Below are 26,655 nucleotides of genomic sequence, written 5' to 3'. Positions count from 1 at the left end.
CGACGTGTCGGAAAGTCGGGGTTGCGCGGACGCCGGTTTTGGGTCAGCGGAAGGCGTCCGGTCCGCCCCATCCGCCGAGCCACGCCTCGACCCGAGGATCGGCGCGGACGGCCGACACTCCGGATGCGATGACGGATGCCACCCGGAAGGCGCCTTCGGTGCCCCACCGCTCCGCGCGGCTCGTCGCGCGGCGGGAGCGCAGCACTCCGAGAGGCGTGCCGTCGGCGTCGGCGAGGTGAACGGTGCCGAGATCTTCGGTGGCCAGCCCGTCGATGAGATCGGCGAGCCGGACGGGGTCGGTGATGACGATCGGCCGGTCGAGGCGGAGGGTGACCCGGGCATCGGGAAGGGTCCCCGACGACACCCGCGGGTCGGGGAGCGGCGCGTCGACCCCGTCGTCCAGCACCACCCGTGCCTGGGGGAACGCGGCCAGCACCGAATCCACCGTGAGGAAGAGCGCCGCCGGCGAAGGCGAGCCCGGCATGTGCACGACGAGGTCGGGTGCGGCCGGCAGCAGTCCGCGCGGTGCGGAACCGCGGACGGGGATGTCGCGGGCGAGGCGGATCGACTGCGCGTTGGCGCCCTGGATGTCCGAGCCGTCGCGCTCGGACCACTCCGGGCCGTCGTGCCACGCCACGGCGCTCGGGACATGGGCGAGCACGGCGCCCGCCTGCCAGGCGCGGTGCGCGAACTCCCAGTCCTCGCCGCCGTAGGCGGTGAACGCCTCATCGAAGCCGCCGATTTCGTCGTACAGTCGCCGCGAGCAGGCCATGACCGCGCCGATGACGAACCGGTACGACCGGTCGTCGGCGTCGAGCAGATTGTGGGTCCGCGCATACGCGCCGCGAAGCCACGCGGGCTCGGGCAGCTCGCGCCCGGCGGCTGCCGCAGGCAGCGGGGCGTCTGCGCGGATGCCGCTGAAGTCGGCGTGCCGCCGCCGGCCCACCGTGACGGCCTCGGGAAGGAGCGCCGGAAGCCGGGTGAGGGCCCGCAGGTATCCGGATTCCGGCGCCGTGTCGGCGTCGAGGAAGCAGAGCACCTCACCTGAGCTCGCCCGCACGCCGAGGTTTCGCGCCGCGGAGAGGCGGAACCCGCGGTCGTCCTGCCGCACCAGCGCGACGCCGGAGGGAACGACGACCTCGCCGGGGGTGCCGTCATCGGCCACGATGACCTCCACGAGGCCGGCGGGGTAGTCCTGCGCGGCGAGGGCATGGAGGGTGCGGGCGAGCTCGGCGGGTTGATCGAAGTGGGCGACGATCACCGAGACCCGGGGGAGCGGATCGGGAACGACGCCGTCCAGAGTGTCCCAGGCATTTCCGACGACCCACGGCTCGCGAGCGGTCATCCGATCTCCTCCCACCACGACAGGTAGGCCTCGGCCACGTCACCGAAAGAGAACGGCACGCGGTCGAGGCCGTGCCAGGTCCCGGCCGGCGTCGCCGCCGCGCGGCGGATCGCATCCGCAAGTCCGGCGGGATCGACCGGGCTCAGCGTGCCGGGGCGCAGCCGTGCCATCTCGTCGACATAGCGGTTGCGTTCGGTGACGGGGCGCCGGCCCCAGCCGATCCACGTCGCGAGCGATCCCGACGCCGACACGTGGCGGTGCGCGACCACCGGCACCGCGACCCTTCGGCCGCGCGCCGCGAGATCGGCGTCGTCGAGCCACCCCGTCACCTCGACGTCGAGGCCGAGCGTACCGGCGCGACGGACGAAGCCTTCGAGGTCGGCGGCGTGACCGTCGGAAGCGCGGCCGAGCACCGTCATTCGTGTCAAGCCCGCCTGCGCCGCCGCCCGGGCCGCCTCATCGTGGCCTTTGCCCGGGTAGAAGAAGCCAAGCACACCGACGGTGTCATCGAGCGGCCCGGGCGCGGTGCTCCCCTCGATGTCGACGGGGAGGGGGATGCTGACGACCGACCTCGGGCGGATGTCCGACTCGCGCAACAGGGCGAGTTCGTGGTCGCTGTTGACGGCGACCGCTCGCGCCGTGGCCGCGACGGCGGCATACGCGGCCCGGCGCCGAGGGAGGTTCCGCGGACCGTCGGAGGGCTGGGGAACGTCGTGAAGTGTGACCGTGACGGGTCGCCGCGCGGCGATCGCGACGAAGCGCTCGGCGGCCGCCTCGGGCGCGTCGGCCCACAGACGGTCGGTGAACTGCACGTGCACCGGGCGTCCCGCGGGGAGGCTCGGGCTCATCGGCCGCGTCGATCGCCCGCGGGCCGGTACGCCGCGCGGTGACGGCCGCGGCGAGCAGGCGTCCGTACGCGGCCACACCGTGGTTCCCCGGGTGCACGACGAGGACCGGCGCGGCGCTCACCCCCGCCCCCCCACCCGCGAGAGTGCAACGGCGCGCCGAGAATGCGGCGAGACCCCGCACCCTCGGCGCCCAGATGCATTCTCGCGGTTCATGCGCGCCGCCACCGGGCGAGGAGGGGCGCGAGGCGCGTGAGCGCCGCGTCGACGAAGGCCGGGTGGCCGGCGTACCAGCGACGGTGGGCCTCGCGCACCTCGGCGTCGTCGACCGGGCGACCCTCGACAAGCCAGTGGGTGCGCGGCTCCTCCGGCAGCGACCACGCTTCCACGACGTCGGGGAGGAGGGGGCTGCGGACCGACGCGAGGAGCGGGCGCCCCGGGTCGTGCACCGGCCCCTGCAGGCCGAGCGCCTCGAGCACGCGCGCCCCGAGCGGCAGCCAGATCGCGTTGCCGGGATGATTCACAGTCCGGGCGTGCTCGGCGGTGAGCGTGTAGTACAGGTCGGAGACCGGCACGTCGATGCGCTCCTCGCGGGCGCGGAGCTCGACGAGCGAGTCCCGCGCGACGCCGCGGACGTCGTCCGGTGCGAGCGCAGCGCGCGTGGCGATACCGCCCGCCTCGGCGAGGGTGCGGATGTCGTGGTAGGCCACGATCGGCGGGTCCTCGTCCACGCCCGGCACCCGTATCGCGGCCTGAAAGGGCTGAAGCCCTGCGAAGCGGACCGACGGCACGGTCAGCGTGACGGCCGACGTCGCCTGCGCGAGCTGACCGGTGCCGAGCGGAAGTCCCCGGTAGTCGGTGCGGATGGGCTGGGTCACCACGTACGCCGCGTCGGAGATGATCTCGTGGAGTTTCGTCGCCTCCTCGGCGGTCATCTCGTGCACCGGAGGCACGCGGACGAAGCGCCGATCCGGGGCATCCAGCACGATCCGGAGCGATTCGGCCTGGCAGTTGCCGACGACGACCCCGAAACGGTCGGGCAGCGCGGAGAGTCCGAAGAACTCGCCGTAGTGCTGGTGGCGCGATATCACCGAAGGGTCTCCCGGCGCAACGGCGGCGGGCACATTCGGGGCACCGTTCATGATGTGAACGTAGCTTGTCGATGACGTCGTCCCTCCCTCGCCCGTATCCATTGCGACGTCTGCGCGGATCTGGTAGCGCGGAGCGTTCGACGGGCGGAGGGAGAGAAGAAATACGCACCGACACCGGCCTCGTCCGCATCGCCTCGATCCCCGCCGCGCATCCCTACGTGGGCGCGATCACCGACCGCCGCTTCGTCCACGTCCTGCCCGATCCGCCGGTGCCCGGTGCTCCCGACGGCCAGTGGTGGCCGCCCGTCGCGTTGACGACGGCATGGCTGCGAGCCAACAGCGAGAACGTCGACGCGCTGCACGTGCACTTCGGTCTGGAGTCGTTCTCACCCGCAGAACTCGGATCGGCGCTCGCGGCTGCTCGTGACCTCGAGCTCCCCGTCGTCTACACCGTGCACGACCTGGAGAATCCGCAGCTGCGCGATCAGACCGCATACGGCGAACTCCTCGACATCATCGTCCCCGGCGCGGACCACCTCATCACCCTCACGGCCGGTGCCGGCGCCGAGGTCGCGCACCGGTGGGGCCGCGAGTGCGAGATCATTCCCCACCCGCTGCTGGCCGGCCACGCAGGCGAAGGCCCTGCGCGCGCACCGCGCGGGGAGACGGTGCGCGTCGGGATGCACCTGCGCGACCTCCGGCCGAACATCGACGCCGCCGCCGCGGTGCGCGCCGCGGCGGAGGCAGCGAAATCGCTCGAGGGCGGCGACGCGCCGGTGGTCATCGAGATCCTCCTGAACGAGCGCGTGCGCGACGTCGACCTCGCCGCGCGTCTGGAAACGGTCGCCGCGCAGCATCCCTCCGTGCACATGCGACGGACGGCGCGCCTGAGCGATGCCGACATCGAAGCGTGGCTCACCGGGCTCGACCTGTTCGTCCTGCCCTATCGCCACGGCACGCATTCGGGGTGGGTGGAACTCTGCTTCGACCTCGGGGTGCCCGTCGCGGGTACCGCGGTGGGTCACGTCGCGTCGCAGCATCCCTCGTCCTTCCGGGTCATCGACCTCGACGACCCTGCGACGCTCGCCGCCGCGATCCGCCGCTCTCGGGTCGCCCGACAGGCGGCCGACCAGCCGGCCGCGCGCGACACCCGGCACCGGGCACGCCGACACGAGCGCGACGAGGTCCGCGCCGCGCATCTCGCGCTGTACCGACGCGCCATCGCAGAGGTGGCGCAGGGCCGTCTGGTCGAGGAGGGGCGGCGATGAGCGGGGTCGAGCGCCTGCGGGTCCTGGTGGTCGCGCCGGAACGGCACGCGCTTCGCCAGCCGCACGCGGGGGGCCTGGAGGCGGTGGTCTGGAACCGCGTGCGGTGGCTGCGGCGTCAGGGACACACGGTGTTCCTCTGCGCGGCCGAGGGTTCCGACTTCCTCGGGGCGCACCCCGAGCTGCGGCTTCCCAGTCCGCGCTGGAGCCGGCCGCAGGATGCCTCCGACTCACTGAGTCCCCGCGGGCATGAGGGCCGGATGGTGGAGGCGTTCGACCGGGTGCGGCACCTGCTCGCCACCGGAATGCTGCCGGTCGACGTCGTCGACAACCACAGCCTGCACGGCGAGCCGATCCTCTGGTCGCGCGACCTCGGGCTGCCGGTGGTGACGACGCTGCATACGCCTCCGCTGCCCGGGATGGTCGAATCATCTCGCCGCCTGTCCGGCGGGGAGCCCCATCGCTTCCTCGCCGTGAGTCAGTTCACGGCCCAGGCCTGGTCGCAGGCCGGGGTCGACTCGTTCGTCTTCCCCAACGGCGTCGATGCCGACCAATGGCGCCTCGGCCCGGGCGGAAGGGACTGGGTGTGGTTCGGGCGGATCGTCCCCGAGAAGGCGCCGCACCTGGCGATCCGGGCGGCGGTTCGGGCTCGGGCGCGCCTGCGGATCGCGGGCCGGATCGGCGACGTCACCTACTTCACCAGGGAGATCGAGCCCCTTCTCGGCGGCGGGATCGACTACCTCGGCCCGTTGAGCCTCCCGGAACTGAGCTCGGTGATCGGTGCGTCGGCCGTGGCTCTCGTGACTCCGGTGTGGGACGAGCCGTTCGGGCTCGTCGCCGCCGAGGCGCTGATGACCGGCACCCCCGTCGCCGCCTTCGACTCCGGCGGCATCGGCGAAGTGCTCGCCGGCATGCCCGCCACGGCCGTCGTGCCGCCCGGAGACGTCAGCGCGCTCGCGCGCGCCGCCGCGGGGCTCGCCGGGCTCTCGCGGTGGGGTCTTCCTCGCGGTCGGATCCGGGATGCCGCGACGGCGCGCTACTCGCTGGAGCAGCGTCACCGTGAGATCGAGCGGGTCCTGTCGGTCGCCGCGTCCGGTTCGGGCGTTCCTGCCCACGTCTCGGCGGACGTCGTGCGCTCGGCGGTCGGGGCGTGATCGGCTGGTACGTCCATCATCACGGGTGGGGGCACGCCACTCGCCTCCAGGCGATTCTTCCGCACCTCGTCGACGAGGTCACCGTCTTCTCCTCGCTGCCCGAGCCGCCGGGACTCTCGGCCGGCGCGCGCTGGGTGACGCTCCCCTCCGATGCGGATGACATCGTCACCGCGGACGGCGCGCGTCGCTCCGCGCGTCACTTCGGCGACGAGACCGCGCGCGGATCTCTGCACTGGGCGCCGATCGCGCATCCGGGGCATCGCGCACGACTCGCCGTCATCGCCGACTGGGCCGCCGCGATCGAGGTTTCGGTTTTCGTCGTCGACGTGAGCGCCGAAGTGGCGGCGTTCGTGCGTTTACTCGGGATTCCGACGGTGGTCGTCGCGCAGCCGGGCCGCCGGACGGACCGTCCGCACCGGATGGCGTATGAGATGGCCGACCGCATCCTCGCACCGTGGGCGGCCGGCACCATGCCGGCCGAGGGACTCACCGGCTTCGACGATCGAGTCCGACGTGTCGGCGGGGTGTCGCGGTACGACGGGCGAGGAGCGGACCGGGCGGTGGGGCGTCGGGTGCTGTTCCTGGGCCGGACGCTAGCGGATTCCGCCCTGCGGCAGGCGATCGCCCTCCTCCGTGCCGACGGGTGGAGCGTCGAGACCGCCGGAACCGGGGACGGTGATCGCGCCGACGACGTCTGGCCGATGATCACCCGCGCACAGGTGGTCGTGAGCGCCGCAGGACAGAACAGCGTCGCCGATCTCGCCGCGGCGAATGCGCGCGCGGTCGTCGTGCCGCAGGAGCGGCCCTTCGACGAGCAGGGCGAGACCGGGCGCGTCCTCGCCGCCGGGGGATGGGCGGAGGTCGCGCCCTGCACCGCCGGTTCCGAACAGCTCGTGGCGCTCGTGCAACGCGCCGCCGGTCGCAGGCCGGACTGGAGCGGCTGGCAGGTGTCGGGGGCGGCCGCGCGTGCGGCCGCGGTCATCGACGAGGTGCGGGTGTGACCGGGCGCGTGGCGGTCGTCACCGCGTGGTCGCGCGACCGCGAGGACCATCTGCGCCGCCAACGGGCCTTCCTGTCGGGTGTCTCGGCCTCGGGGATCGAGGTGCTCCGCATCGACGTCGGGCTGGACGCCGACCCCGCCTCGATCACGCCGGGCGTCGTCGCCGGGCATGTGCCGCCCGGATCCCACGGCGTGCGGGTGGGGGCCGCGCGGAACGAGGGCGCCCGCATCGCACTCGATCACGGAGCCGAGGTGCTGGTCTTCCTCGACGTCGACTGCCTTCCCGGCCCCGAGATGCTTTCCCGGTACGTCGAGGTCCTCCGCGCACAACCGTCCGACATCGTCTGCGGACCGGTCACCTATCTCGCGAGCCCCCAACGCCCGGGCTGGTTGGACGAGCTCGACGCGATGACCCGGCCCCACCCGGCGCGGCCGAACCCCGAGCCGGGGGAGACCCGGCCGGCGTCGGCCGATGAGTACGACCTCTTCTGGTCGCTGTCCTTCGCCGTCACCGCCATGACCTGGCGGCGTCTCGGCGGCTTCGACGAGGTGTACGAGGGCTACGGCGCGGAGGACACCCATTTCGCGCGTCGCGCGCGGGCTTCGGGCGTCGGCCTGCGATGGGTCGGTGGGGCACACGCGTACCACCAGTGGCATCCCGCCGGTTCACCCCCCTGGCGACACCTGGACGACATCCTGCGCAACGGCGAGCTGTTCGCGCGCACCTGGGGCGAATGGCCGATGCGGGGCTGGATCGAGGCCTTCGTCGTGGCGGGAGCCGTCGAGGAGCACGCGGGCGGGTTTCGACGCGCGGTGGTCTGAGGGGTCAGGGGCAGCAGGTCACCAGATGGTGCCGCCGCCGATCGAGATGCCGCCCCACGTGAGCAGCACGAAGATCGCCGCGAACACCACGGGCGCGATGCCCCTGCCGCTGCGTGCGAGGCCCTTCAGCAGGGCGATGACGACGAGGACCGCGGCGATGAGCGACAGGCCTCCACCGAGGATCAGCCCGATGAAGAGCGGGATCGGCATGAGGACGAGGCCGGCGAGCCCGACCCAGAAGGCGGCCCAGGCGGTGGGGTTGCGGGTGCGTGCGGCGGCGTTCGACATGCCTCGATACTGTCAGAGCCGGGCCGCCGATGCGCTGGGGCCCGCGATCACGAGGGGGAACAGTGAGCGAAGAGCCGTGGCTGCCGCAGGATTTCGTGCATCCGAGGTCGGTGCCGCTCGTCGATGGGGTGCACCTCCGCCCGATCCGAGCGAGCGACGTGGACATCGACATGGTCACCGTCATGGCCAACCGCGACATGCTGTGGCAGATGTACGGCTAGGCGTGGGGATGGCCGCCGGCATCCATGACGCACGAGGAGGACGAGGACGACCTCGCCCACCACGCCGCCGACATGGAAGCGCACGTGTCCTTCAACTACGCCGTGCTCACGCAGGACGAGTCCCGGCTGCTCGGGTGCGTCTACATCGACCCGTTGCCGGCCGGCCCCGACGGCGCTGCCGCGGAGGTGTCGTGGTGGATCGCCGAGGATGCACCTGACCAGTGGCGCGACGCCCTCGACGCCTTCGTCCCCCGGTGGATCGAGGAAGCGTGGCCGTTCGCGCACGTGAACACGCCGTTCCAGCTGCCGCGCCCCTGACTCCTGCGTTTCGGGCCAGACCCGAGGATTCGGGGGTGTAAGACCGACCGCGCGCCCGTTCTGCAGGAGTTAGGGACAGCGGCAGGCCCCGTCAGGCGCCGGAAGGCGAACGCCGCTAGCGTGTCACCGACGACTCCTCGCACGGGGTCGCGGATGGGGGGCGGGCGTGGCACTTCACGCAGGGACGACGCCGGGAGGCGTGTACACCGTGGGCGACTACCTCCTCGACCGGCTGGCCGACGCAGGTGTTCGGCACCTGTTCGGCGTGCCGGGTGATTTCACCCTGTCGTTCCTCGACCACGTCCAGGCCCACCCCGCCATCGAGTGGGTCGGATGCGCGAACGAGCTGGGCGCCGGCTACGCCGCCGACGGCTACGCGCGACTGCACGGACTGGGCGCGCTCTGCACCACTTTCGGGGTCGGCGAGCTGTCCGCGATCGCGGCCCTCGCGGGCAGCCGCGCCGAGCACGTCCCCGTTGTGCACGTGGTGGGAGCGCCGACGACGGCCACCCAGGCGGCGGGCCGGGCGACGCATCACACGCTCGGTGACGGCGACTTCGGGCACTTCGCGCGGATGACCGCCGAGATCGCCGCGGCCCACGCGACGGTCACCGCCGGGGGGTACGCCGATGAGATCGACGGCGTCCTGATGGAGGCCCGTGACCGCCGCCTTCCCGGCTACCTCGTGCTGCCGGCGGATGTCGCGGCGGCACCCGCCACCCCGCCCGTGGCTCCGCTCGCGGAGCATCCCGGGGTCACCGACGCGGGCGTCGCGGCCGACTTCCGTGCCCGGCTGACCGAGCGGATGACGCAGGCGTCGACCGTGGCGCTCCTCGCGGACATCCTCGTCTCCCGCCTCGGGGCCGAGCAGCACCTGCATCGGGTGACCGCCCTCGGCGTCCCGCACGCGACGCTGCTCTGGGGGCGTCGCGTCGTCGACGAGTCGGCGCCGGGATACCTCGGCTCCTACCTGGGCGCCTCCAGTGACGAGCACGTGCGCATCGCCGTCGAAGACGCGGATCTGCTCGTCATGGCCGGCGTGCAGTTCACCGACCTGACCAGTGGCTTCTTCTCGCAGCGCATCGACTCCGCCCGCGCGGTCGAGATCGGTGGCGAAGCGGTCTCGTGGGACGGGCGCATCTTCTCGCCGCTGGCGATGACCGACGCGTTGGACATCGTCGCCGAGGTTCTCACCAAGGCGGGCGTGGGCGGGAGTCCGATGGCCTCAGCGGCTCCGGGGCAATCGACCGAGACCGCTTCGAACGACATCGACAGTCTGCTCGGGCAGGAGGCCCTGTGGCGCGAAGTCGCCGACTTCCTCAGTCCCGGAGACATCGTCTTCGCCGATCAGGGCACCTCGTTCTACGGCATGGCCGATCACCGACTGCCCGGCGGTGTCACCTTCGTCGGACAGCCGCTCTGGGCCTCGATCGGCTACACCCTGCCGGCGGTGCTCGGCGCGGCGCTCGCCGCGCCCGACCGACGCCCCGTGCTGCTCATCGGCGACGGTGCCGCCCAGATGACCGTCGCCGAGCTCGGCACGCTCCTGCGCCGGGGCATCCCGGCCGTGGTGATCGTCGTCGACAACGCCGGGTACACCGTCGAACGCGTCATCCACGGGGCGAACGAGGCGTACAACGACATCGGCACGTGGGACTGGGTGCAGCTGATGAAGGCGATGGATGCAGCGGGGTCGGCCCGCGGCATCCGTGTCGACACCCCCGACGCGTTGCGCGCGGCGCTCGCCGAGGCGCGAGACGGCGCGACACTCACGCTGATCCAGGCGGTCGTGCCGCCACAGGACGTGCCTCCGGTCCTTCGGACCATCGCCACCGCGGCCGCTGCGGCCAACCGCGCGCCGGCCTGACCGCTACGAGGCCGGCGTCACCACGACCGAGAGCCGCTCGAGGGCATCGATCGCGTCGCGAGTGACGTGCGCAGGGTCGCCCTCGACCGACACCGCGGCGCCCAGCTCGTCGGCCTGGAGCGGCTCGAGCGTCTGAAGCTGCGATTCCAGGAGCGCCGACGGCATGAAATGCCCTGCCCGGTGGCGAAGCCGCTCCGCGACCCGGCCACGGGTGCCGGTGAGATGGATGAACGCGATGTCAGGGCGCTCGGCTCGGAGAGCGTCGCGATACGCGCGCTTCAGCGCCGAGCAGGCGATGACCGTCGCCGGCTGGTCGACGTCGGCGAGGCGCGCGGCGACGCGCGCGAGCCAGGGCCAGCGGTCGTCGTCGGTGAGCGGCTCCCCCCGCGCCATCTTCTCGCGCGCGTCGTCGGAGTGCAGGTCATCCGCGTCGATGAAAGGGGCGCCGAGGGCGGACGCCAGCGCGATGCCGATGGTCGTCTTCCCCGCGCCGGAGACGCCCATGACGACGACGGGGGAGTGCAGGGTGTGCGCGCTCGAGGGGACATCCATAGGATCGCCACCCTAGCGCGGCGGCGTGAGCCGGGTCCAAGGCGGCAACCGGGAGGAGACCGACGCGCGGGAGGATCGATCGGCGAGTTCGCGCCTCCGGTGCGCCAATCTCCTCCCGTGTGCCGACGAGCGGCGCGCGAGGCGCCACGAGTCAGCGACTGAGGGTCGCGAAGCGCCTGATCGACAGCGGCACGAAGATCACGAGCATCACGACGGCGAACACCAGGACGTAGACGACCGGATGCTGCAGGGGCCACGCATCGGCGACCGGCGCCTCCGCCGGAACGTTGCCGAAGAGCACGCGCGCGGCCTGCACGAGCGCCGACACCGGGTTCCACTCTGCGAAGACCCGCAGGGGACCGGGCAGATTCTCGCTCGGCACGAAGGCGTTGGAGATGAAGGTGAGCGGAAAGAGGATGAGGAACGAGGCGTTGTTGATGACCTCGGGGCTGCGCACCACGAGGCCGAGGAAGGCCATGACCCAGGAGAACGCGTACGAGAACAGCATCAGCAGTCCGACGCCCGCGAAGAAGCTCGGCACAGACGACTCCACGCGCCATCCCACGATGAACCCGGTGCCCATCATGACCACGAGTGACAGGACGTTGATGACCAGGTCGCCGACAGTCCGGCCGACGAGCACCGCCGACCCGTTCATCGGGAGTGTCCGGAAGCGGTCGATGATCCCGTCCTTCAGGTCCTGCGCCATCGCCGAGCCGGAGTAGGTCGATCCGAACACGATCGTCTGGGCGAAGATCCCCGCCATGAGGAACGACGTGTAGTTCTCACCCGGCACCGCGATCGACGAGCCGAAGACGAAGGTAAACAGCAGCACGAACATGATCGGCTGGATGAGGGTGAAGACCAGGATGTCGGGGACGCGGACGATCTTCTTGATGTTGCGCCAGGTCGCGACGTAGCCGTCCGACACGAAACGGCTGAGCGGCGTTCCCGGTTCGGCCTCGAGGGTCGCGGCGAGGGCGGCGGCGGCCGACCCCTCACCGGCGCGTGCCGTCGTGCTCATGCTGCGGCCTCCTCATCGGCTGCGCTGTCAGCGGCATGGCCGGTGAGCTGCAGGAAGACGTCGTCCAGTGTCGGCCGGCGCATCCCGGCGTCGTGGAGGTCGATGCCTGCGGACGCCAGGTCGGCCATCACGCCACTGAGAGCCGCTGATCCGTCGGCCACCGGTGCGACGAGCGTGCGCTCGCCGTCAGCGACGACCGCTCCGGTTCCGCGGCGCCGGAGGATGTCGGTCACCGCCTCTCTGTCGGCCTGGTCGACCAGGGTGACCGCCACCCGCTGGCCGCCGACCGATGCCTTCAGGCTCGTCGGCCGTGCCCTCGGCGATGACTTTGCCGGTGTCGATGATCGAGATCGAGTCGGCCAGTCGGTCGGCCTCCTCGAGGTACTGGGTGGTCAGGAGGAGGGTCGTGCCTCCTGCGACGAGAGACTCGATGATGTCCCACAGGGCGAGCCTGCTGCGCGGATCGAGACCGGTCGTCGGCTCGTCGAGGAAGAGGACCGGGGGATTGATGACGAGGGCGCCCGCCAGGTCGATCCGTCTCCGCATGCCTCCCGAGAAGCCTTTCACCGGCCGGTTCTGCGCCTCGACGAGGTCGAACACCTCGATCAGCTCCCGAGCGCGCTGTGTCGCCCGGCGCCGACCCAGATGGTAGAGCAAGCCGACCATCAGCAGGTTCTCGAACCCGGTGAGGTTCTCATCCACCGCCGCGTACTGTCCGCTCGCGCCGCTCATGCGCCGGATCGCCTGCGGGTCGGCGAGGACGTCGACGCCGCCGATCGTCGCCTGACCGGAATCGGGGCGGATCAGAGTCGTCAGCACCTTGACGGTGGTGGTCTTCCCCGCGCCGTTCGGGCCGAGGAGAGCGGTGACCGTTCCCTCCGGCACCTGCAGGGTCAGGCCGTCGAGCGCGCGGACCTCGGGCGCGCCCTTGGGCTGGTAGGTCTTGACGAGGTCCCTCGCCTCGATGAATGCCATGGCCGGATGGTACTCCTCGCGTGTGACATCCCCGAGAGTTCGAGAGCGGCGCGAGGGCATGAAACATGACGCTGTGCGACCTCATGTGACGCCCGCTTTCCAACAATGACAGGCCCCGTTGCACCGGCCTGTGTGCGGCCCGTTTACTGACTGCCCACAGGCCACGTCCGCAGCATCCAGGAGACCGACCATGTCCGCAGAGAACCCCGCCCCGTCCGGCGAGAGCGACCTTCGCACCGCCCTCACCGCGCAGAAGAAGAAGCGCCGCACCGCCGCCATCGCGGTCGGTGCCGTCGCCGTCGCCGGCCTTCTCGCCGGGACCGTCGCGATCGTCGCGAACCTCGGCAGCACCGAGCCGACCGCGAACGCCGCCGAGGCTTCGGCCGCGCCCGACGACCTCAGCGTCACCATCGCCACCGCCGAAGACACTGTGTTCCAGGACACCATCGCCGAGGTCGCCGCCGAGAAGGGTCTCGAGGTCGAGTGGCTCAACGTGGACGACTGGGTGCTTCCCAATAACGAGCTCGTGGCCGGGACGGTGGACGCCAACGCGTTCCAGCACATCCTGTACCTCAGCGCCTTCAACACCGAGAACGACGCCGACATCACCCCGGTCTTCTCGACCGTGATCACGCAGTGGGGCATCTTCTCGGCCACCCTCGACGACGTCGACGCCCTCGCCGACGGGGCGCGCATCGGCATTCCGGATGACCCGTCGAACGGCGGCCGGGCCCTGAACATCCTCGAGTCGGCCGGGCTCATCGAGCTCTCCGACGACGCCGGTGACTTCCCGACCGTCGACGACATCGAGACCAACGACCGGAACCTGCAGTTCGTGCCGCTCCCCGCCCGCGACATTCCGCTCCAGTTCGAAGACCCGAGCCTCTCGGCCGTCATCGTCGGCACCTCGTACTTCGACCCCTCGCAGGGGATCGGGGCGGCTGACGCGCTCTTCCTCGACGACTCGCTCGATGAGAAGAACCTGCCATACGTCAACGTCGTCGCCACCCGCGCCGACGACGTCGACAACCCCGCGTGGAGGATCCTCGAAGAGGCGTACGCCGACCCCCGCGTGGCCGACGCCCTGGAGGAGGAGTACTTCGGCAACACCGTGCTGGTCGACGTCGACGTCGAAGACCTCCGCGCCAAGCTCGCCGATCTAGAAGCCGCGGCCGCGCAGGGCTGAGCCCGGCGGCGCGCAGAGAGGACACGGACATGACGACGGCCATCTCCTTCGAGAGCGTGTCGAAGACGTTCACCGTCAGGGGGCGCCGCATCGACGCGCTCCGCGACGTCGACCTGACCGTCGACCGCGGCGAGATCTTCGGAATCGTCGGGTACTCCGGCGCCGGGAAGTCGACCCTCCTGCGCACCGTCAACGCTCTGGAGCGTCCGACATCGGGACGCGTCGTCGTCGACGGCGTGGAGATCTCCTCTCTGACGGGACGAGAACTCTACGCCGCTCGGCAGGGCATCGGCATGATCTTCCAGCAATTCAATCTGCTGCGATCTCGGACGGTCTACAAGAACATCGCGTACCCGCTGAAGCTCGCCGGCTACTCGGCCGAGCAGATCGTCGACAGGGTCGAGGAGCTTCTCGAGTTCGTCGGCCTCTCCGACAAGGCGCTCGCATACCCCTCGCAGCTCTCTGGAGGGCAGAAGCAGCGGGTGGGCATTGCCCGGGCGCTGGCGACGCGTCCCGACATCCTCATCTCCGACGAGTCCACCAGCGCCCTCGACCCCCAGACCACGGGCGAGGTGCTCGAGCTCCTCACACGGATCAACCGCGAGCAGGGCGTCACCATCGTGCTCGTGACCCACGAGGTCGACGTCGTGCGCGAGATCGCCCACCGGGTGGCGGTGATGGACAGCGGACGCGTCGTCGAGACGGGGAGCGTCTACGACGTCTTCTCGGCCCCCCAGAACCCGACCTCGCGGCGGTTCGTGTCGTCGGTCCTCCGCCACGTCCCCTCGGCGGAGACGCTCGATCGACTGCGCGTGCGCCATCCGGGTCGACTGGTGCAGGTGCGGATCGCCGACGACGACGGGGCGGGAACGGTGCTCTCCCGGGTCGCGCGTGACCACGGGGTGGACGCGAACGTCATCTACGGCGGAGTCGACGAACTGCAGGGCCGCACCTTCGGCACACTGACCGTCGAACTGGTGGGTCTGCCATCCGACATCGACGACGCCCTCGACGATCTCTCCGCCGTCACCGCGGTGACGGAGCTGACCGATACGCGACGTCCGGAGGTGACCTATGCGTGAGTTCGACCTCGAGGCATTCCTGCCCCGCTTCTTCCAGGCGCTGGCCGAGACGGGACTGATGGTCTCCGTCGCGTTCCTCGGCGCCGCGATCATCGGGATTCTCCTAGGTCTGCTGCTCTACGCTTCGCGCCCGGGGAATCTGCTGGAGAACCGCGTCATCTTCGGGGTGTTGAACTTCGTCATCAACGTCATCCGGCCGATCCCGTTCCTCATCGTCGCGATCGCGCTCATTCCGCTCACCCGGATGGTGTTCGGAACCGGCATCGGTCCGCTTCCCGCGACACTCCCTCTCGTGCTCGTCGCGAGTGTGGCGATCGCCCGCGTCGCGGAGTCGAATCTCGTCGCCGTCGATCCGGGATCGATCGAGGCGGGAGCGGCGATGGGTGCGAGCCCCGCCCGGGTGCTCTTCACGATCGTGGTGCCCGAAGCGCTCGGGCCCTTGACGCTCGGACTGACCTACATCCTCGTCGCGCTCGTCGACGCCACGGCCGTCGCCGGCGTCGTGGGCGGCGGGGGGCTCGGCGACCTGGCGCTGAAGTTCGGGTACGCGCGTTTCGACTGGATCACGGTTCTGATCGTCGTCGTCACGCTCATCGTGCTGGTCCAGCTCGCGCAGCTGATCGGGAACGCCGTCGCGAAGCGGGTGCTGCATTGAGCGCCGTCGACGCCCGGACGGCCTCCCTCGTCGGCGAGCGGCACGAGAACGGTGAGGGGGCCTCCTTCGCGGCCTTCCTCGACCGGGTCGCCGCCGGTTCGGTCGACCGCGAGCGAGACCGGCGGCTCCTCTTCGACGAGGTCGCCGAGCTGCGCGCCCTCGGATTCGGCGCGCTGCGGGTGCCGGCCGCGCGCGGCGGGGTCGACCTCCCGTTCGTTGAGGTCATCGACCGCATCATCCGCCTCTCGTCCGCCGATGCGAGCCTCGGTCACCTGTGGCGCGGACACATCGCGTTCGTCGAGGATCTCCGGGCGCAGGGTGGGGGAGCGGATGACCGGTGGTGGCACCGCATCCTCGCCGGTGACCTGATCGGCAACGCCCAGTCCGAGCGGCACGGCACCGCGCGGCTGGACACCCGCATCGACCGCGTGGGGGACGAACTGCTGCTCACCGGCACGAAGTACTACACGACCGGCAGCATCTACGCCGACTGGATCCACCTCGCGGCGCTCGACGGCGACGAGCGGGTCGCCGTCACGGTGTCGGCGATCCACGAGGGGGTGCGCCCGGTGGACGACTGGGACGGTTTCGGGCAGCTCCTGACCGGCAGCGGCACGACGACCTTCGAGCGGGTGCCGGTCGATCCGCGCGATGTGATCGCGTGGGTAGACGACGCGCGGCGATGGGCGGCTCTGGGAAGCATCTACCAACTGACGCTCATCGCTGTCATCGCCGGCATCGCGCAACGCGCGCTCGACGACACCGTCGCGTTCGTCCGGCCGCGGCGGCGGACCTTCGGCTTCGCCGGCGAGACGCTGCCCGCCGACGACCCGCTCGTGCAGCTCGTGGTGGGTGAGGTGAGTGCGGCCGCCTCCGCCGCGCGACGTCTTGTGCTCTCGGTCGCCGCCGAGCTCGGCGACGCGCTGGATGACCAGAGCGCCGCCGGTGCCGACCGGCTCCGCGCGCTCCAGCTCGAGGTCTACCGGCTGCAGGAGGTCGTGCCCCGCCTGGTCCTGGATGCCGCGACGCGGCTGTTCGAGGTCGGCGGAGCGTCGGCGGTGAGCGTGACCACGGCGCTCGACCGCCACTGGCGGAACGTCCGCACGATCGCCTCGCACAACCCCGTCGTCCAACGCGCCCGCGCGATCGGCCAGTGGGAGCTGCGGGGGACTCTTCCCGACTGGAAGGCGCCGGGAAGATGACGCTCCCGCCGTCCGTGCTGGAGAACGACTCCGAGCCGCGCACGAGCATCCGAGACATCGTCGAGCGCTACCGGCCGGTCTTCGACGAGATCGGCGCCGGGGCTGTCGCGCGGGAGAACGAGCGGCGCCTGCCGTTCGCCGAGGTGGAGCTCCTGCGCGCATCCGGATTCACGCGGGTCACCCTTCCTCGCGAGCTCGGTGGAGATGCGGTCGACCATCTCGCGCTTTTCGAGCTCCTGGCCGAGCTCGCCCGGCGCGACCCGAACGTCGCTCAGCTCCTGCGCTCGCACTTCGCATTCATCGACCGCACGCTGCACGGCGAGGCGCCGCCGACCGCCCGTGCCCGCCTCGCGCGCATCGCCGCGGGGGCGATCTACGGCAATGCGACCTTCGAACGAGGCTCGGCGAGCGTCGGCTCCTATGCGACGACCCTGACGCGCGACGAACGCGGTCAGCGCCCGGACGGACGCAAGTTCTACAGCACCGGCACCCTCTTCGCCGATGTGGTGGGCGTGCTTGCGACTCCCGATGCCACGACCGGCCTCGGCCCCGATCCGGTCAGTGTCCTCGTCGCGACGGACGCGCCCGGGCTCACCCGGGTGGACGACTGGGATGGGTTCGGACAGCGGATGACCGGCAGCGGATCGACGATCTTCGACGGCGTCCGGGTGGCAGCGGGTGATGTCCTCGCCCGCGCCGCCGTCCCCGGCCATGCCGGCGCGTTCGTCCAACTCGTCCTGCTGGCCGCCCTCACCGGCATCGGGCGCGCCGTCGTCGACGACGCCGCGCGGTTCGCCCGCGAACGCACTCGCTCCTACTCGCACGCCAGCGCAGACCGGCCGCGCCACGATCCGATCGTCCAAGAAGTGGTCGGCGACCTCTCTGCAGCCTCGTTCGCCGCCGATGCGGCGCTGACCCGTGCGGTCACGGCGCTGCAGCGAGCGGCAGAGGCGCAGCATCCGCATTCTTCCTCCGGAGAAGACGACCGCACCGCCGCCATCGCCGCGGCCGACCTCGCCACCGCGCAGGCGCAGCTCGTCGTGATCCCCGCCGTGCTGAGGGCGGCGACCGACCTGTTCGAGGTCGGCGGAGCGAGCGCCCTCGGTGAGTCGCTCGCGCTCGACCGGCACTGGCGCAACGCCCGGGCGCTCTCCTCGCACAACCCCGCGCGCTACAAGGCGCGGATCGTCGGCGACCATCTCATCAACTCCACCCCGATCGTCGCCTGGTGGACCAGCGGCGAAGCCTGAACCGGAAGAATCCCCTCATGACCTCTGCGTCCCCCGAGAAGAAGCCGCTCATCCTGAACCTGTTCGAGATGAACACCGTCAGCCACATCACCCACGGGCTGTGGACGCTTCCCGACAACAACCGTCACCGTCACGGTGAGATCGGGTACTGGACCGAGCTTGCTCAGATCCTCGAGGAGGGGGGATTCGACGGAGTGTTCCTCGCCGACGTCGTCGGCGCCTACGACACGTTCCGTGGCGGCCCCGACACCGCCGTGAAGGAGGGGCTGCAGATCCCCTCCCACGACCCGCTGCTGGTCATCCCGCTCATGGCGGCCGTCACCCGGCACCTCGGCTTCGGCGTGACGTTCTCGACCAGCTACGAGCCGCCGTTCTCGTTCGCGCGGCGCATGTCGACGCTCGACCACCTCACCGGAGGCCGCGTCGGATGGAACATCGTCACGTCCTACCTTCCGAACGCCGCGCGCAACTTCGGCCTCGCCGAGGAGATCCCGCACGACGAGCGCTACGAGATCGCCGATGAGTTCCTCGAGGTCGTGTACAAGCTGTGGGAGGGATCGTGGGATGACGACGCCGTCGTCGCCGACCGTGAGAACGGCGTGTTCGCCCGGCCCGAGATGGTGCGCTACGTCGACCACGTCGGCGAGCACTTCCGGGTGGCAGGACCGCACCTGGTCGAACCCTCTCCGCAGCGGACACCCGTGCTGTACCAGGCGACGCAATCGCCCGCGGGGATCGCGTTCGCCGGGCGGCACGCCGAGCTCGTCTTCACCGGGGGGCGCACCGCCGAGGACTTCCGCCGCCACGCCGCCGACATGCGGGCGGCGGCCGAGGCGAGCGGGCGGTCGGGCGACGACGTGAAGTTCATCGTCCAGGCGGGCGTCGTTGTGGGGCGCACCGAGGAGGAGGCGGCCGACAAGTGGCGTAGCTACCGCGAACGGCAGAGTCTCGAGGGCATCCTGGCGCACGCCAGCCTGCCGCTGGACCTCCCGCGCCTGCCTCGCGAGCAGACGATCGCGGCGGCGCTCGCCGACGCAGGCCTGTCGCCGGGGGCGATGGGGCCGATCGACGGGTCGGCGACGGTCGGCGCGGTCCTCGACCGATTCGCCGCGCAACGTGAGGGACGCTTCTTCGTCGCAGGCACCCCCACCGTCGTGGCGGACGAGATCGAGAGCTGGCTCGACGAGGACGGCGTGGACGGCATCAACCTGCGCCAGTACCACTCGTTCGACACCGCGCGCGACTTCGTCGAGCTGGTCGTACCGGAGTTGCGGCGGCGCGGACGCATCCGCGAGCGACCGGCGGAGCCGCAGACGCTCCGGGAGCGACTGTTCGGGAAGGGGTCGCGGCTGGCCGCGCCCCACCCGGCGGCGACGTATCGCGGGGCGGCAGGGGTACGCGCGAGCCGCGAACCGCTGCGGTTCTCGGCCTGACTGGCGCGCCGGAGGAGATCGACGCGCGGGAGGTCCGAGCGGGGGCAGCCGACCTCCCAGCGGCCGATCTCCTCCCGCGCGCTCCGCGGAGGAATCTAGAATCGGCCGCGTGACCCCTGATTCCTCCGTCGCCGACGGCGGCGACGCCGCGCGGATGCACGCCATCACCCCGCAGACGACCGCCGTCGTCGACCAGGTGCTCGAGTACGCCCGTCGCCGGGCGCTCTACCCCGACGTGCCGCTCGATCGCGCGATGCGCCTGGCCGACCTCCGCCGGCTCGCCGGCGATTCGATCCGCCCGGGCGGCATGGGATCCGAGCGCGCGCTCGCGCTCTTCGAGCACGTGCTCGCCCCCGCATGCCTGTCCACCGATCACCCCGGCTACCTCTCCTTCATTCCGTCCGCGCCGTCCAAGGCCGCCCTCGCGTTCGACGTGGTGGTGTCGGCATCCGCGATCTACGCAGGCTCGTGGATGGAGGGCTCGGGAGCCGTCTTCGCCGAGAACGAGGTGCTGCGCTGGCTCGCCGTCGAGTTCGGCCTCCCCTCGTCGGCGGGCGGGGTGTTCGTGCAGGGCGGAACGATCGGCAACCTCTCCGCCCTCGTCACCGCCCGCGACCACGCGCGCCGCCGCGCCGCCGACGCCGAGCGACCCACGCCCGCTCGGTGGGCGGTGGTCTGCAGCGCCGAGGCGCACTCGTCGATCGCATCGGCGGCTGCGGTCATGGATGTCGATGTGCTCACGGCCGAGGTGGGAGATGACGGCAAGCTCCACGGCGACGCGGTGCGCGCGGTTCTCGAGGCGCACGGCGACCGGGTCTTCGCCGTGGTCGCCACCGCCGGAACCACCAACTTCGGCATCGTCGATGACATCGCCTCGGTCGCCTACGCGGCCCGCGACGCCGGCGTGTGGTTCCACGTCGACGGCGCATACGGACTCGCCGCGATGCTCTCGCCCGCCTCGCGGCCGCTCTTCGCCGGGGTCGAGCTTGCCGACTCGCTCATCGTCGACCCGCACAAGTGGCTCTTCGCGCCCTTCGACGCCTGCGCGCTCATCTATCGCGACCCAGTGCCGGCGATCCACTCGCACACGCAGAAGGCCGAGTACCTCGACACCCTGACCGACTCGCTCGACTGGAACCCCTCCGACCTCGCGATACAACTCACCCGCCGAGCCCGCGGCCTCCCGCTGTGGTTCTCGCTCGCCGTGCACGGCACGGAGCAGTACCGGGTGGCGATCGCAGATGCGGTCGCGCGTGCGAAGCGTCTCGCCGATGACATCCGGCGCCGCCCCGAGCTGTCACTCGTGCGCGAACCCGATCTGTCGGTCGTGGTGTTCCGCCGAGAGGGGTGGTCGCTCGCCGAGTATGAGTCGTGGTCGGACAAGCTGCTCGACGACCAGCGCGCCTTCGTGGTGCCGAGCTCGCACCGGGGTGAACCGGTGTTGAGGATCGCCCTCATCTCGCCGCTCACGACCGACGAGCTGCTGAGCGGCATCCTCGATTCACTGGGCTGACCGCCCGTCGTCGACCGTCGGAATCCGCGAGAAGACCCGCTGCGGGGTAATGTGTCCCGGGTTGCGGAAAGGTGACCAGTGAACGATCGAGCAGGAGACCACCCCGAGCGCCGTGCGCTCATCGTGCGCGGCGGATGGGAGGGGCACCAGCCGGTCGAGGCGACCGATCTCTTCGTGCCGTTCCTGCGCGATCAGGGGTTCACGGTGCGGATCGAGGACTCCAACGGCGTCTACGCCGACGCCCAGGCCATGGCCGAGACCGACCTCATCGTGCAGAGCGTGACGATGTCGGAGATCTCGGCCGACGCGCTGCGCGGCCTCATGGATGCCGTGGCCGCGGGGACCGGCCTCGCCGGTTGGCACGGCGGGATCGCCGACTCGTACCGCAACAGCTCCGACTACCTGCAGCTGATCGGCGGGCAGTTCGCGACGCATCCGGCGAAGGCCCCCGACGAGCGCGTCAGCGACGAGACCGACAACTTCCTGCCGCACACGATCGAGATCACCCCGCTCGGGCGCGACCACGAGATCACCCGTGGCGTCGGCGACTTCGACCTCGCCACCGAGCAGTACTGGGTGCTCCACGACGACCTGAACGACGTGCTGGCGACCACCACCCACCCGGTGCAGCCCTACCACCCGTGGCACCGGCAGATCACCTCGCCCGCGGTGTGGACGCGAGCGTGGGGGAGCGGGCGGGTGTTCGTGGCGACCCCGGGTCACAGCGTCGACGTGCTGCAGGATGAGCGTGTGCGCACGATCATCGAGCGCGGCATGCTGTGGGCCGCGCGCGAGCGCGTGTGATCAGACGGGCATCCTCGATCGGATGATCAGAAGGATGTCGCTTCGCGCGAGCGCACGCGGAACCACAGGCTGAGCTCCCGCGCCGCGCGGATCGTCGGGGCGGCGCCCTGGGCGTCATCCAGATCGTCGAAGGTGCTGCGGAACCCGAGGGGGATGGTCTCCTCGTGACCGGAGACGCGCTCGAAGCCCATCGTCCATTCGCCGAAGTGGCGTTCCTCGACACGATCCTCGACGAGGGTGCGCACCGAGTGGTGACGAGGGTCGGCGACGATCCTTTCGTAGAGCGTGCGGACCGCGGCGGAGGGGCCCTCGATCACCTGGAAGAAGCGCCCCGCACGGTAGACGAGAAGACCGGTGATCCCGGCAGCGGCGTTGTTCTCGCGGCTTGCGGTGAGGAGCTGCGTCAGCTGCTCATCGTCCATCGGTTCATGGGACGTGCTGGTGTACAGCACCGACAGGATGTCGTCGGACGGGCCTTGCGGACGCGTGGCTGTGCTTTCCCTCACGCGGTCTCCCTCATCTGCGTTCGTAGCCGATCCCGAGCGTCACCGCTACCAGCCCGTGCATGGCTTCGGTCAGGTCGGGGTACTTCCCGACCGGTCGAGAGCGCATGTCGTAGGCGGTGAACCGGCGGTCGCGCTCTCGGATGATGTATCCGAGGAGCGCGCCGTTGCGGCTTCCGACATGGAACCCGTCTTCCACACGCGACCAGACCACGCCGGCGCCAGGACTGCTGCCTCGGTGATTCACGAGCTGGCCTACTCATCCTGTTGCGCGCCGGTGGATCCACGCGTGACCCTCAGCGTGCCACACCCGGGTCTCGGTACGGTAGTCGAGCCGCGGCCTCGGCGCGTGTGACCGGTAACATGACAGGGCGGGACCGGCCCGATTCACAGGCGAAGGGATGCACGATGACGACGTCGACCGGCAGTGACGCAGTCCCCACCGAGTTGACCCACGGGATAGGAATCGTGGGCCTCGGTGTGATCTCGGGCCAGTACCTCACCACCTTCCGAGGGCGCGACGACGTCGCCGTCGTGGCCGTCGCAGACCTCGATGTGGCGCGGGCCGAGTCCGTCGCCCGCGACATCCCGGGATGCCGGGCCGCATCCGTCGCTGAGCTGATGAGCGACCCGCGGGTCGACACCGTGCTGAACCTCACCATCCCCGCGGCGCACGCGGAGATCGCCCTGCAGGCGCTCGCCGCGGGGAAGAACGTCTACGGCGAGAAGCCGCTCGCGACCACTCTGGCGGATGCGCGACGCATCGTCGACGCCGTTCCGGCCGGCACGTGGCTCGGCGGGGCTCCCGACACGGTCCTGGGCACCGGCATCCAGACCGCACGCGCCGCCGTGGATGCGGGCCTCATCGGCCGCCCGGTCGCGGCGATCGCGACGTGGACCTCCGGCGGCCACGAGGCGTGGCATCCGCATCCCGACTTCTACTACCGCGAGGGGGGCGGCCCGCTGCTGGACATGGGGCCGTACTACCTCACCTCGCTCGTCCAGTTGCTCGGCCCGGTCGTCCGGGTGAGCGGGGCGTCATCGCGCTCGCGCGACATCCGGCGCATCGCCACGGGCCCGCGCGCGGGGGAGGAGATCCCCGTCGAGGTCGACACCCACGTCACCGGGACACTCGAGCACGAGGGCGGCGCCATTTCGACGGTGACCTTCAGCTTCGACGGCGGCGAGACCGGAGCGCCGCCGATCGAGGTGCACGGCGAGGCGGGCAGTCTGCATGCGCCCGACCCCAATCACTTCGACGGGCAGGTGCGGATGCGACGGCACGGCGCGCAGGAGTGGGCCGAGGTGCCCACGGGTGCCGGCTATGTCGGTGCGGGCCGGGGCGTCGGTCTTGTCGACTTCCTGCGGCCGGACGGCGGACGCGCGAGTGGCGCGATGGCGCTGCACGTGCTGGAGATCATGACATCGCTCCTCGATGCCGCCGCCGAGCGTCGGTGGATCGAGCTGGCCACGACCGTCGAACGCCCTGCCGCGGTGCCACTGACGCGATTCGGCGCGCTGCCGCGCTGAGCCGGCCCTGGTCGCATGACACCACCCAAGGAGAAGCACTCATGAAGAACCGCTCACTCGCCGGTCGCACGGTCTCGGCGATCGGACTGGGGGCGATGCCCCTGTCGATGAACAGCGACCGGGTGTTCCCGACGCGCGAAGACGCGGTCGCCACCGTCCACGCCGCCCTCGACGCCGGGGTGACCCTCATCGACACCGCCGACATCTACGCCCCGCAGTGGGACCAGATGGGCCACAACGAGGAGATCGTCGCCGAGGCGCTGCGCACCTGGGACGGCGATGCATCGGCGATCTTCCTCACGACCAAAGGCGGGATCACGCGGTCCGAGGGCGAGAAGTGGGGGCGCGACGGTTCGCTCGCCTACCTCCGCGCCGCCGTGGAGCGGTCGCTGCGGATCCTGGGCGTGGACGCGATCGAGCTCTACCAGTACCACCGGCCCGACCGCTCGATGGTCTACGGCGAGATCATGCGGAATCTGAAGGTCTTGCAGGACGAGGGGCTGATCCGCCACATCGGCATCTCGAACGCGAGCGTGGAGGAGATCGACATCGCCGTCGAGGTGCTCGGCGACGGCAACCTGGCCAGCGTCCAGAACCAGTTCTCGCCGAAGCATCCCGGCTCGATCGACGAGCTGCGCCACTGCGCGCGGCAGGGCATCGCCTTCCTGCCCTGGAGCCCGCTGGGCGGCACGGGCGGGGGAGCGCGCACCGTGGGCGACCGATTCTCGGCCTTCGCCGAGGTGGCATCGGCGCACGGCGTGAGCCCGCAGCGCGTGGTCCTCGCCTGGGAGCTGGCACTCGCCGACAACGTCATCCCGATCCCCGGCGCGCGGCGTCCCGCGTCGATCAGCGACTCTGCGGCCGCCGCCGACCTGGCCTTGTCCGACGACGAGGTCGAGCGCCTGTCGTATTCCGTGGGCATCGACCCGGAGTGAAGCGAACGGTAGTCGCAGGACGCCGACGGACACCGCGCCGAGGCAGGCACATCCGAGGGGCGTGACACCCCTCGCCGCCCCGGGGCAACCCCCCGGGGGAGTGCCGGTTCGGTGTGCTTTGTTGGAGTCATGGTGATTCGGGTGAGCGTGGTCGTTCCGGTCTACGTTCCGGGAGCCGCGATCGATCCGCTCCTCGCCTCGCTCGACCGGCAGACGCTCCCGTCCGATCAGTTCGAGGTGCTGCTGTGCGACGACGGTTCGGGCAAGCAGACGGCCGAACAACTCGCCGGCATTGCGGTCGACCGCCCGAATGTCCGGGTCCTCTCGCTGCCGCACACGGGGTGGCCCGGAACGCCCCGCAATCACGGCATCGATGCCGCCGCCGGTACCTACGTCCAGTTCGTCGACCAGGACGACTACCTTTTCGACGCCGCGCTCGAGCGGCTGTGCGATTTCGCCGATCGAAACGGGTCGGACATCGTCGTCGGGCGCGAGGTGGGGGTGGGCCGCCGAATCCCCCGCCGAATCTTCCGCCACGACGTTCCTCGTGCCACCCTCGGCGACGACCCGCTGCTGGACATGCTGACGCCGCACAAGCTGTTCCGCACCGCGTTCCTCCGCGAGCACGGCATCCGCTACCCCGACGGCAGAGTGCGTCTGGAGGATCACCTGTTCGTCATGCGGGCGTACCTCGCCGCGCGGACGATCTCGATCCTGTCGAGCGAGCCGTGCTACGCCTGGGTGCGGCATCCCGGCAGTGCGAGCTCGTCGCGCATCGACCCGGATCAGTACTTCCCGCACCTCGCGAACGTCCTCGCTCTCGTGGATGCCCACGTCGAGCAGGGAGATCTGCGCGACCGGCTCCTTCGTCACTGGTACCGCGGCAAGATGCTCAGGCGCATCGCGGGCCAGCGGCTGATGAACTACCCGGAGGCGTATCGGACGCGCTTCTTCGATGCCGCGCTTCCGCTCGTGCGCCGGTGGGTCGGCGACGGAGTGGAGGAGGGGCTCCCGCCGGCCGAACGGGTGCGCTCGCGCCTCCTGCGCGCCGACCGTCGCGACGACCTCGCAGACTTCGCTCGCTGGGAGAGCGAGCTGCGCTGCCGTGTCACGGTGACCTCGGCACGGTGGACCCGCGGTGGGGGCCTCGCGCTCGCGCTGTCTGTCGGGGTGACCCGTGGCGAGACGGATGCGGCGGCGTCCCTCTCGGAGGGGGACGCGGGCGAGTGGACGGCCGATCCCTCCCTTCGCCCGTTCCGGGACGCGCTCATCGAGGCGGCGGGCACTGGGCGGCGCGACCGGGTCGCCGTGTCCGTTCGGACCGACCGCGGCGACTCGCCCCTCGCCAAGGTATCGCGTCCGACCCGCGAAGGCGTACGGCTGGCCATAGATCCTCTCCGGGCGTTCGCTGGGGAGGCGGGCCCCGGAGGCACACTGGTGGCCAGCGTTCGCCGCGCCGGCTGGGCGTTCGATGTGCCGGTCACGGCCGGCCCCGGGGCACTCGCCGGAGTGCGCAGGTCGCCGATCCTCGCCGGGCGTCCGTGCCGACTCGAGGTCGGCGACGACGGAGGTGCGCGAGTGCACCGCGACCCGAGCCGGGGGAGAGGCCGTGAGGTGCTCGCGCGGACGGTGCGCGCGGCCCGGGCCCGGCTGGGCGCCGTCCGCGGGCGGTGACCGATGACCCTCCATGCTCGCCGGAGCGCGACCGAGCAGGGGCATCGCCGGCGGTTGGGCCGGATCACGAGGGGTTCTGTCTCACCGGTCTTCGTGCGACTGCAGCAAGACGAACGCGGGC

General features: G+C 71.1%; 28 protein-coding genes. 18 read left to right on the top strand and 10 right to left on the bottom strand.

Annotated features, from left to right (window positions below; all coding sequences use genetic code 11):
- Window positions 1-43: 43 nt before the first annotated feature.
- From QSU92_RS05330 to QSU92_RS05320, 3 genes are all read right to left on the bottom strand, one after another.
- Window positions 44-1,345 carry a glycosyltransferase family 2 protein gene (locus QSU92_RS05330; protein ID WP_289265140.1) on the bottom strand — a complete coding sequence of 434 codons (1,302 nt, stop codon included), beginning with the start codon at window positions 1,343-1,345 and terminating at the stop codon, window positions 44-46.
- Window positions 1,342-2,193, bottom strand: coding sequence for a hypothetical protein (locus QSU92_RS05325; protein WP_289265139.1), 852 nt, complete (start codon window positions 2,191-2,193; stop codon window positions 1,342-1,344). Before QSU92_RS05325 ends, QSU92_RS05330 begins: the two co-directional genes overlap by 4 nt.
- Before the next feature lie 209 nt (window positions 2,194-2,402).
- Window positions 2,403-3,332: a WcbI family polysaccharide biosynthesis putative acetyltransferase gene (locus QSU92_RS05320; protein WP_289265138.1), complete on the bottom strand. Its 930-nt coding sequence runs from the start codon at window positions 3,330-3,332 to the stop codon at window positions 2,403-2,405.
- A 167-nt stretch (window positions 3,333-3,499) separates the two neighbouring features.
- On the opposite strand from QSU92_RS05320, the gene QSU92_RS05315 reads away from it, so the two are divergent.
- From QSU92_RS05315 to QSU92_RS05300, 4 genes are read left to right on the top strand one after another with little or no spacing between them, the layout of a single operon-like run.
- Window positions 3,500-4,549, top strand: a complete 1,050-nt coding sequence (locus QSU92_RS05315) for a glycosyltransferase (RefSeq protein WP_289265137.1) — start codon at window positions 3,500-3,502, stop codon at window positions 4,547-4,549.
- Entirely contained in the window at window positions 4,546-5,700 is a 1,155-nt protein-coding gene (locus QSU92_RS05310) for a glycosyltransferase (RefSeq protein WP_289265136.1), read from the top strand. The genes QSU92_RS05315 and QSU92_RS05310 overlap by 4 nt, the downstream gene beginning before the upstream one ends.
- Window positions 5,697-6,701 carry a glycosyltransferase gene (locus tag QSU92_RS05305; RefSeq protein WP_289265135.1) on the top strand — a complete coding sequence of 335 codons (1,005 nt, stop codon included), beginning with the start codon at window positions 5,697-5,699 and terminating at the stop codon, window positions 6,699-6,701. The genes QSU92_RS05310 and QSU92_RS05305 overlap by 4 nt, the downstream gene beginning before the upstream one ends.
- Window positions 6,698-7,522, top strand: coding sequence for a glycosyltransferase family 2 protein (locus tag QSU92_RS05300; protein ID WP_289265134.1), 825 nt, complete (start codon window positions 6,698-6,700; stop codon window positions 7,520-7,522). Before QSU92_RS05305 ends, QSU92_RS05300 begins: the two co-directional genes overlap by 4 nt.
- Window positions 7,523-7,540: 18 nt before the next feature.
- On the opposite strand, the gene QSU92_RS05295 is transcribed toward QSU92_RS05300, so the two are convergent.
- Window positions 7,541-7,810, bottom strand: a complete 270-nt coding sequence (locus tag QSU92_RS05295) for a hypothetical protein (protein WP_289265133.1) — start codon at window positions 7,808-7,810, stop codon at window positions 7,541-7,543.
- Window positions 7,811-7,872: 62 nt separating this feature from the next.
- Between QSU92_RS05295 and QSU92_RS05290 the strand changes: the two genes are divergently transcribed.
- The 3 genes from QSU92_RS05290 to QSU92_RS05280 all read left to right on the top strand — a co-directional run bounded on the left by QSU92_RS05290 (window position 7,873) and on the right by QSU92_RS05280 (window position 10,216).
- Entirely contained in the window at window positions 7,873-8,031 is a 159-nt protein-coding gene (locus QSU92_RS05290; protein WP_289265132.1) for a hypothetical protein, read from the top strand.
- Window positions 8,032-8,055: 24 nt separating this feature from the next.
- Window positions 8,056-8,349 carry a hypothetical protein gene (locus QSU92_RS05285; protein WP_289265131.1) on the top strand — a complete coding sequence of 98 codons (294 nt, stop codon included), beginning with the start codon at window positions 8,056-8,058 and terminating at the stop codon, window positions 8,347-8,349.
- A 166-nt stretch (window positions 8,350-8,515) separates the two neighbouring features.
- Window positions 8,516-10,216, top strand: coding sequence for an alpha-keto acid decarboxylase family protein (locus tag QSU92_RS05280; protein ID WP_289265130.1), 1,701 nt, complete (start codon window positions 8,516-8,518; stop codon window positions 10,214-10,216).
- Between the two features lie 3 nt (window positions 10,217-10,219).
- On the opposite strand, the gene QSU92_RS05275 is transcribed toward QSU92_RS05280, so the two are convergent.
- The 4 genes from QSU92_RS05275 to QSU92_RS05265 all read right to left on the bottom strand — a co-directional run bounded on the left by QSU92_RS05275 (window position 10,220) and on the right by QSU92_RS05265 (window position 12,767).
- Window positions 10,220-10,768 carry a gluconokinase gene (locus QSU92_RS05275; protein WP_289265129.1) on the bottom strand — a complete coding sequence of 183 codons (549 nt, stop codon included), beginning with the start codon at window positions 10,766-10,768 and terminating at the stop codon, window positions 10,220-10,222.
- 151 nt (window positions 10,769-10,919) lie between these two features.
- Window positions 10,920-11,792: an ABC transporter permease gene (locus QSU92_RS05270; protein ID WP_289265128.1), complete on the bottom strand. Its 873-nt coding sequence runs from the start codon at window positions 11,790-11,792 to the stop codon at window positions 10,920-10,922.
- A complete protein-coding gene (locus QSU92_RS17480) occupies window positions 11,789-12,025 on the bottom strand; it encodes a hypothetical protein (RefSeq protein WP_333783448.1) in 237 nt (78 codons plus the stop codon). Before QSU92_RS17480 ends, QSU92_RS05270 begins: the two co-directional genes overlap by 4 nt.
- On the bottom strand, window positions 11,979-12,767 hold the full coding sequence (locus QSU92_RS05265) for an ATP-binding cassette domain-containing protein (RefSeq protein ID WP_333783447.1): 789 nt from the start codon (window positions 12,765-12,767) through the stop codon (window positions 11,979-11,981). The genes QSU92_RS17480 and QSU92_RS05265 overlap by 47 nt, the downstream gene beginning before the upstream one ends.
- A 190-nt stretch (window positions 12,768-12,957) precedes the next feature.
- Between QSU92_RS05265 and QSU92_RS05260 the strand changes: the two genes are divergently transcribed.
- From QSU92_RS05260 to QSU92_RS05225, 8 genes are all read left to right on the top strand, one after another.
- Window positions 12,958-13,953, top strand: coding sequence for a MetQ/NlpA family ABC transporter substrate-binding protein (locus QSU92_RS05260; protein WP_289265127.1), 996 nt, complete (start codon window positions 12,958-12,960; stop codon window positions 13,951-13,953).
- 29 nt (window positions 13,954-13,982) lie between these two features.
- The gene (locus QSU92_RS05255; RefSeq protein ID WP_289265126.1) at window positions 13,983-15,035 is read left to right on the top strand and encodes a methionine ABC transporter ATP-binding protein; all 1,053 of its coding nucleotides are present in this window, start codon (window positions 13,983-13,985) and stop codon (window positions 15,033-15,035) included.
- Window positions 15,028-15,690: a methionine ABC transporter permease gene (locus QSU92_RS05250; protein ID WP_289265125.1), complete on the top strand. Its 663-nt coding sequence runs from the start codon at window positions 15,028-15,030 to the stop codon at window positions 15,688-15,690. Before QSU92_RS05255 ends, QSU92_RS05250 begins: the two co-directional genes overlap by 8 nt.
- Window positions 15,687-16,892, top strand: a complete 1,206-nt coding sequence (locus QSU92_RS05245; RefSeq protein ID WP_289265124.1) for an acyl-CoA dehydrogenase family protein — start codon at window positions 15,687-15,689, stop codon at window positions 16,890-16,892. Before QSU92_RS05250 ends, QSU92_RS05245 begins: the two co-directional genes overlap by 4 nt.
- Window positions 16,889-18,142 (top strand): acyl-CoA dehydrogenase family protein, encoded by a 1,254-nt coding sequence (locus tag QSU92_RS05240; RefSeq protein WP_289265123.1) that lies wholly within the window; start codon window positions 16,889-16,891, stop codon window positions 18,140-18,142. Before QSU92_RS05245 ends, QSU92_RS05240 begins: the two co-directional genes overlap by 4 nt.
- A gap of 17 nt (window positions 18,143-18,159) precedes the next feature.
- Window positions 18,160-19,575, top strand: coding sequence for an NtaA/DmoA family FMN-dependent monooxygenase (locus tag QSU92_RS05235; protein ID WP_289265122.1), 1,416 nt, complete (start codon window positions 18,160-18,162; stop codon window positions 19,573-19,575).
- 154 nt (window positions 19,576-19,729) lie between these two features.
- A complete protein-coding gene (locus tag QSU92_RS05230; protein ID WP_289265826.1) occupies window positions 19,730-21,088 on the top strand; it encodes a pyridoxal phosphate-dependent decarboxylase family protein in 1,359 nt (452 codons plus the stop codon).
- A gap of 78 nt (window positions 21,089-21,166) precedes the next feature.
- Window positions 21,167-21,892 carry a ThuA domain-containing protein gene (locus QSU92_RS05225; RefSeq protein ID WP_289265121.1) on the top strand — a complete coding sequence of 242 codons (726 nt, stop codon included), beginning with the start codon at window positions 21,167-21,169 and terminating at the stop codon, window positions 21,890-21,892.
- Window positions 21,893-21,918: 26 nt separating this feature from the next.
- Here QSU92_RS05225 and QSU92_RS05220 read toward each other — a convergent pair whose 3' ends face one another.
- Together QSU92_RS05220 and QSU92_RS05215 are read right to left on the bottom strand one after the other, a co-directional pair.
- Window positions 21,919-22,398, bottom strand: coding sequence for a BLUF domain-containing protein (locus tag QSU92_RS05220; protein ID WP_289265120.1), 480 nt, complete (start codon window positions 22,396-22,398; stop codon window positions 21,919-21,921).
- A 10-nt stretch (window positions 22,399-22,408) separates the two neighbouring features.
- Complete coding sequence (locus QSU92_RS05215; RefSeq protein WP_289265119.1) at window positions 22,409-22,609, bottom strand: hypothetical protein; 201 nt, start codon at window positions 22,607-22,609, stop codon at window positions 22,409-22,411.
- Window positions 22,610-22,803: 194 nt separating this feature from the next.
- Here QSU92_RS05215 and QSU92_RS05210 point away from each other — a divergent pair, with 194 nt between their 5' ends.
- The 3 genes from QSU92_RS05210 (at window position 22,804) to QSU92_RS05200 (ending at window position 26,534) form a co-directional block, all read left to right on the top strand.
- Window positions 22,804-23,925, top strand: a complete 1,122-nt coding sequence (locus QSU92_RS05210; protein WP_289265118.1) for a Gfo/Idh/MocA family protein — start codon at window positions 22,804-22,806, stop codon at window positions 23,923-23,925.
- Window positions 23,926-23,966: 41 nt separating this feature from the next.
- Window positions 23,967-24,860, top strand: coding sequence for an aldo/keto reductase (locus QSU92_RS05205; RefSeq protein ID WP_289265117.1), 894 nt, complete (start codon window positions 23,967-23,969; stop codon window positions 24,858-24,860).
- Window positions 24,861-25,001: 141 nt separating this feature from the next.
- The gene (locus QSU92_RS05200) at window positions 25,002-26,534 is read left to right on the top strand and encodes a glycosyltransferase family 2 protein (RefSeq protein WP_289265116.1); all 1,533 of its coding nucleotides are present in this window, start codon (window positions 25,002-25,004) and stop codon (window positions 26,532-26,534) included.
- Window positions 26,535-26,655: the final 121 nt, after the last annotated feature.

The organism is Microbacterium sp. ET2, assembly GCF_030347395.1.
Taxonomy (GTDB): domain Bacteria; phylum Actinomycetota; class Actinomycetes; order Actinomycetales; family Microbacteriaceae; genus Microbacterium; species Microbacterium albipurpureum.
Note: the sequence above shows the minus strand (reverse complement) of the source record. Positions and strands in the feature narration are given on the sequence as shown.

What these genes read in the sequence shown, in the direction of transcription:
- QSU92_RS05310 (WP_289265136.1), top strand. Translation starts at nt 4,546, where the DNA reads ATGAGCGGGGTCGAGCGCCTGCGGGTCCTGGTGGTCGCGCCGGAACGG.
- QSU92_RS05260 (WP_289265127.1), top strand. Translation starts at nt 12,958, where the DNA reads ATGTCCGCAGAGAACCCCGCCCCGTCCGGCGAGAGCGACCTTCGCACC.
- QSU92_RS05240 (WP_289265123.1), top strand. Translation starts at nt 16,889, where the DNA reads ATGACGCTCCCGCCGTCCGTGCTGGAGAACGACTCCGAGCCGCGCACG.
- QSU92_RS05255 (WP_289265126.1), top strand. Translation starts at nt 13,983, where the DNA reads ATGACGACGGCCATCTCCTTCGAGAGCGTGTCGAAGACGTTCACCGTC.
- QSU92_RS05265 (WP_333783447.1), bottom strand. Translation starts at nt 12,767, where the DNA reads ATGGCATTCATCGAGGCGAGGGACCTCGTCAAGACCTACCAGCCCAAG.
- QSU92_RS05210 (WP_289265118.1), top strand. Translation starts at nt 22,804, where the DNA reads ATGACGACGTCGACCGGCAGTGACGCAGTCCCCACCGAGTTGACCCAC.
- QSU92_RS05230 (WP_289265826.1), top strand. Translation starts at nt 19,730, where the DNA reads ATGCACGCCATCACCCCGCAGACGACCGCCGTCGTCGACCAGGTGCTC.
- QSU92_RS05235 (WP_289265122.1), top strand. Translation starts at nt 18,160, where the DNA reads ATGACCTCTGCGTCCCCCGAGAAGAAGCCGCTCATCCTGAACCTGTTC.
- QSU92_RS05325 (WP_289265139.1), bottom strand. Translation starts at nt 2,193, where the DNA reads ATGAGCCCGAGCCTCCCCGCGGGACGCCCGGTGCACGTGCAGTTCACC.
- QSU92_RS05330 (WP_289265140.1), bottom strand. Translation starts at nt 1,345, where the DNA reads ATGACCGCTCGCGAGCCGTGGGTCGTCGGAAATGCCTGGGACACTCTG.
- QSU92_RS05250 (WP_289265125.1), top strand. Translation starts at nt 15,028, where the DNA reads ATGCGTGAGTTCGACCTCGAGGCATTCCTGCCCCGCTTCTTCCAGGCG.
- QSU92_RS05295 (WP_289265133.1), bottom strand. Translation starts at nt 7,810, where the DNA reads ATGTCGAACGCCGCCGCACGCACCCGCAACCCCACCGCCTGGGCCGCC.
- QSU92_RS05270 (WP_289265128.1), bottom strand. Translation starts at nt 11,792, where the DNA reads ATGAGCACGACGGCACGCGCCGGTGAGGGGTCGGCCGCCGCCGCCCTC.
- QSU92_RS05205 (WP_289265117.1), top strand. Translation starts at nt 23,967, where the DNA reads ATGAAGAACCGCTCACTCGCCGGTCGCACGGTCTCGGCGATCGGACTG.
- QSU92_RS05285 (WP_289265131.1), top strand. Translation starts at nt 8,056, where the DNA reads ATGACGCACGAGGAGGACGAGGACGACCTCGCCCACCACGCCGCCGAC.
- QSU92_RS05320 (WP_289265138.1), bottom strand. Translation starts at nt 3,332, where the DNA reads ATGAACGGTGCCCCGAATGTGCCCGCCGCCGTTGCGCCGGGAGACCCT.
- QSU92_RS05275 (WP_289265129.1), bottom strand. Translation starts at nt 10,768, where the DNA reads ATGGATGTCCCCTCGAGCGCGCACACCCTGCACTCCCCCGTCGTCGTC.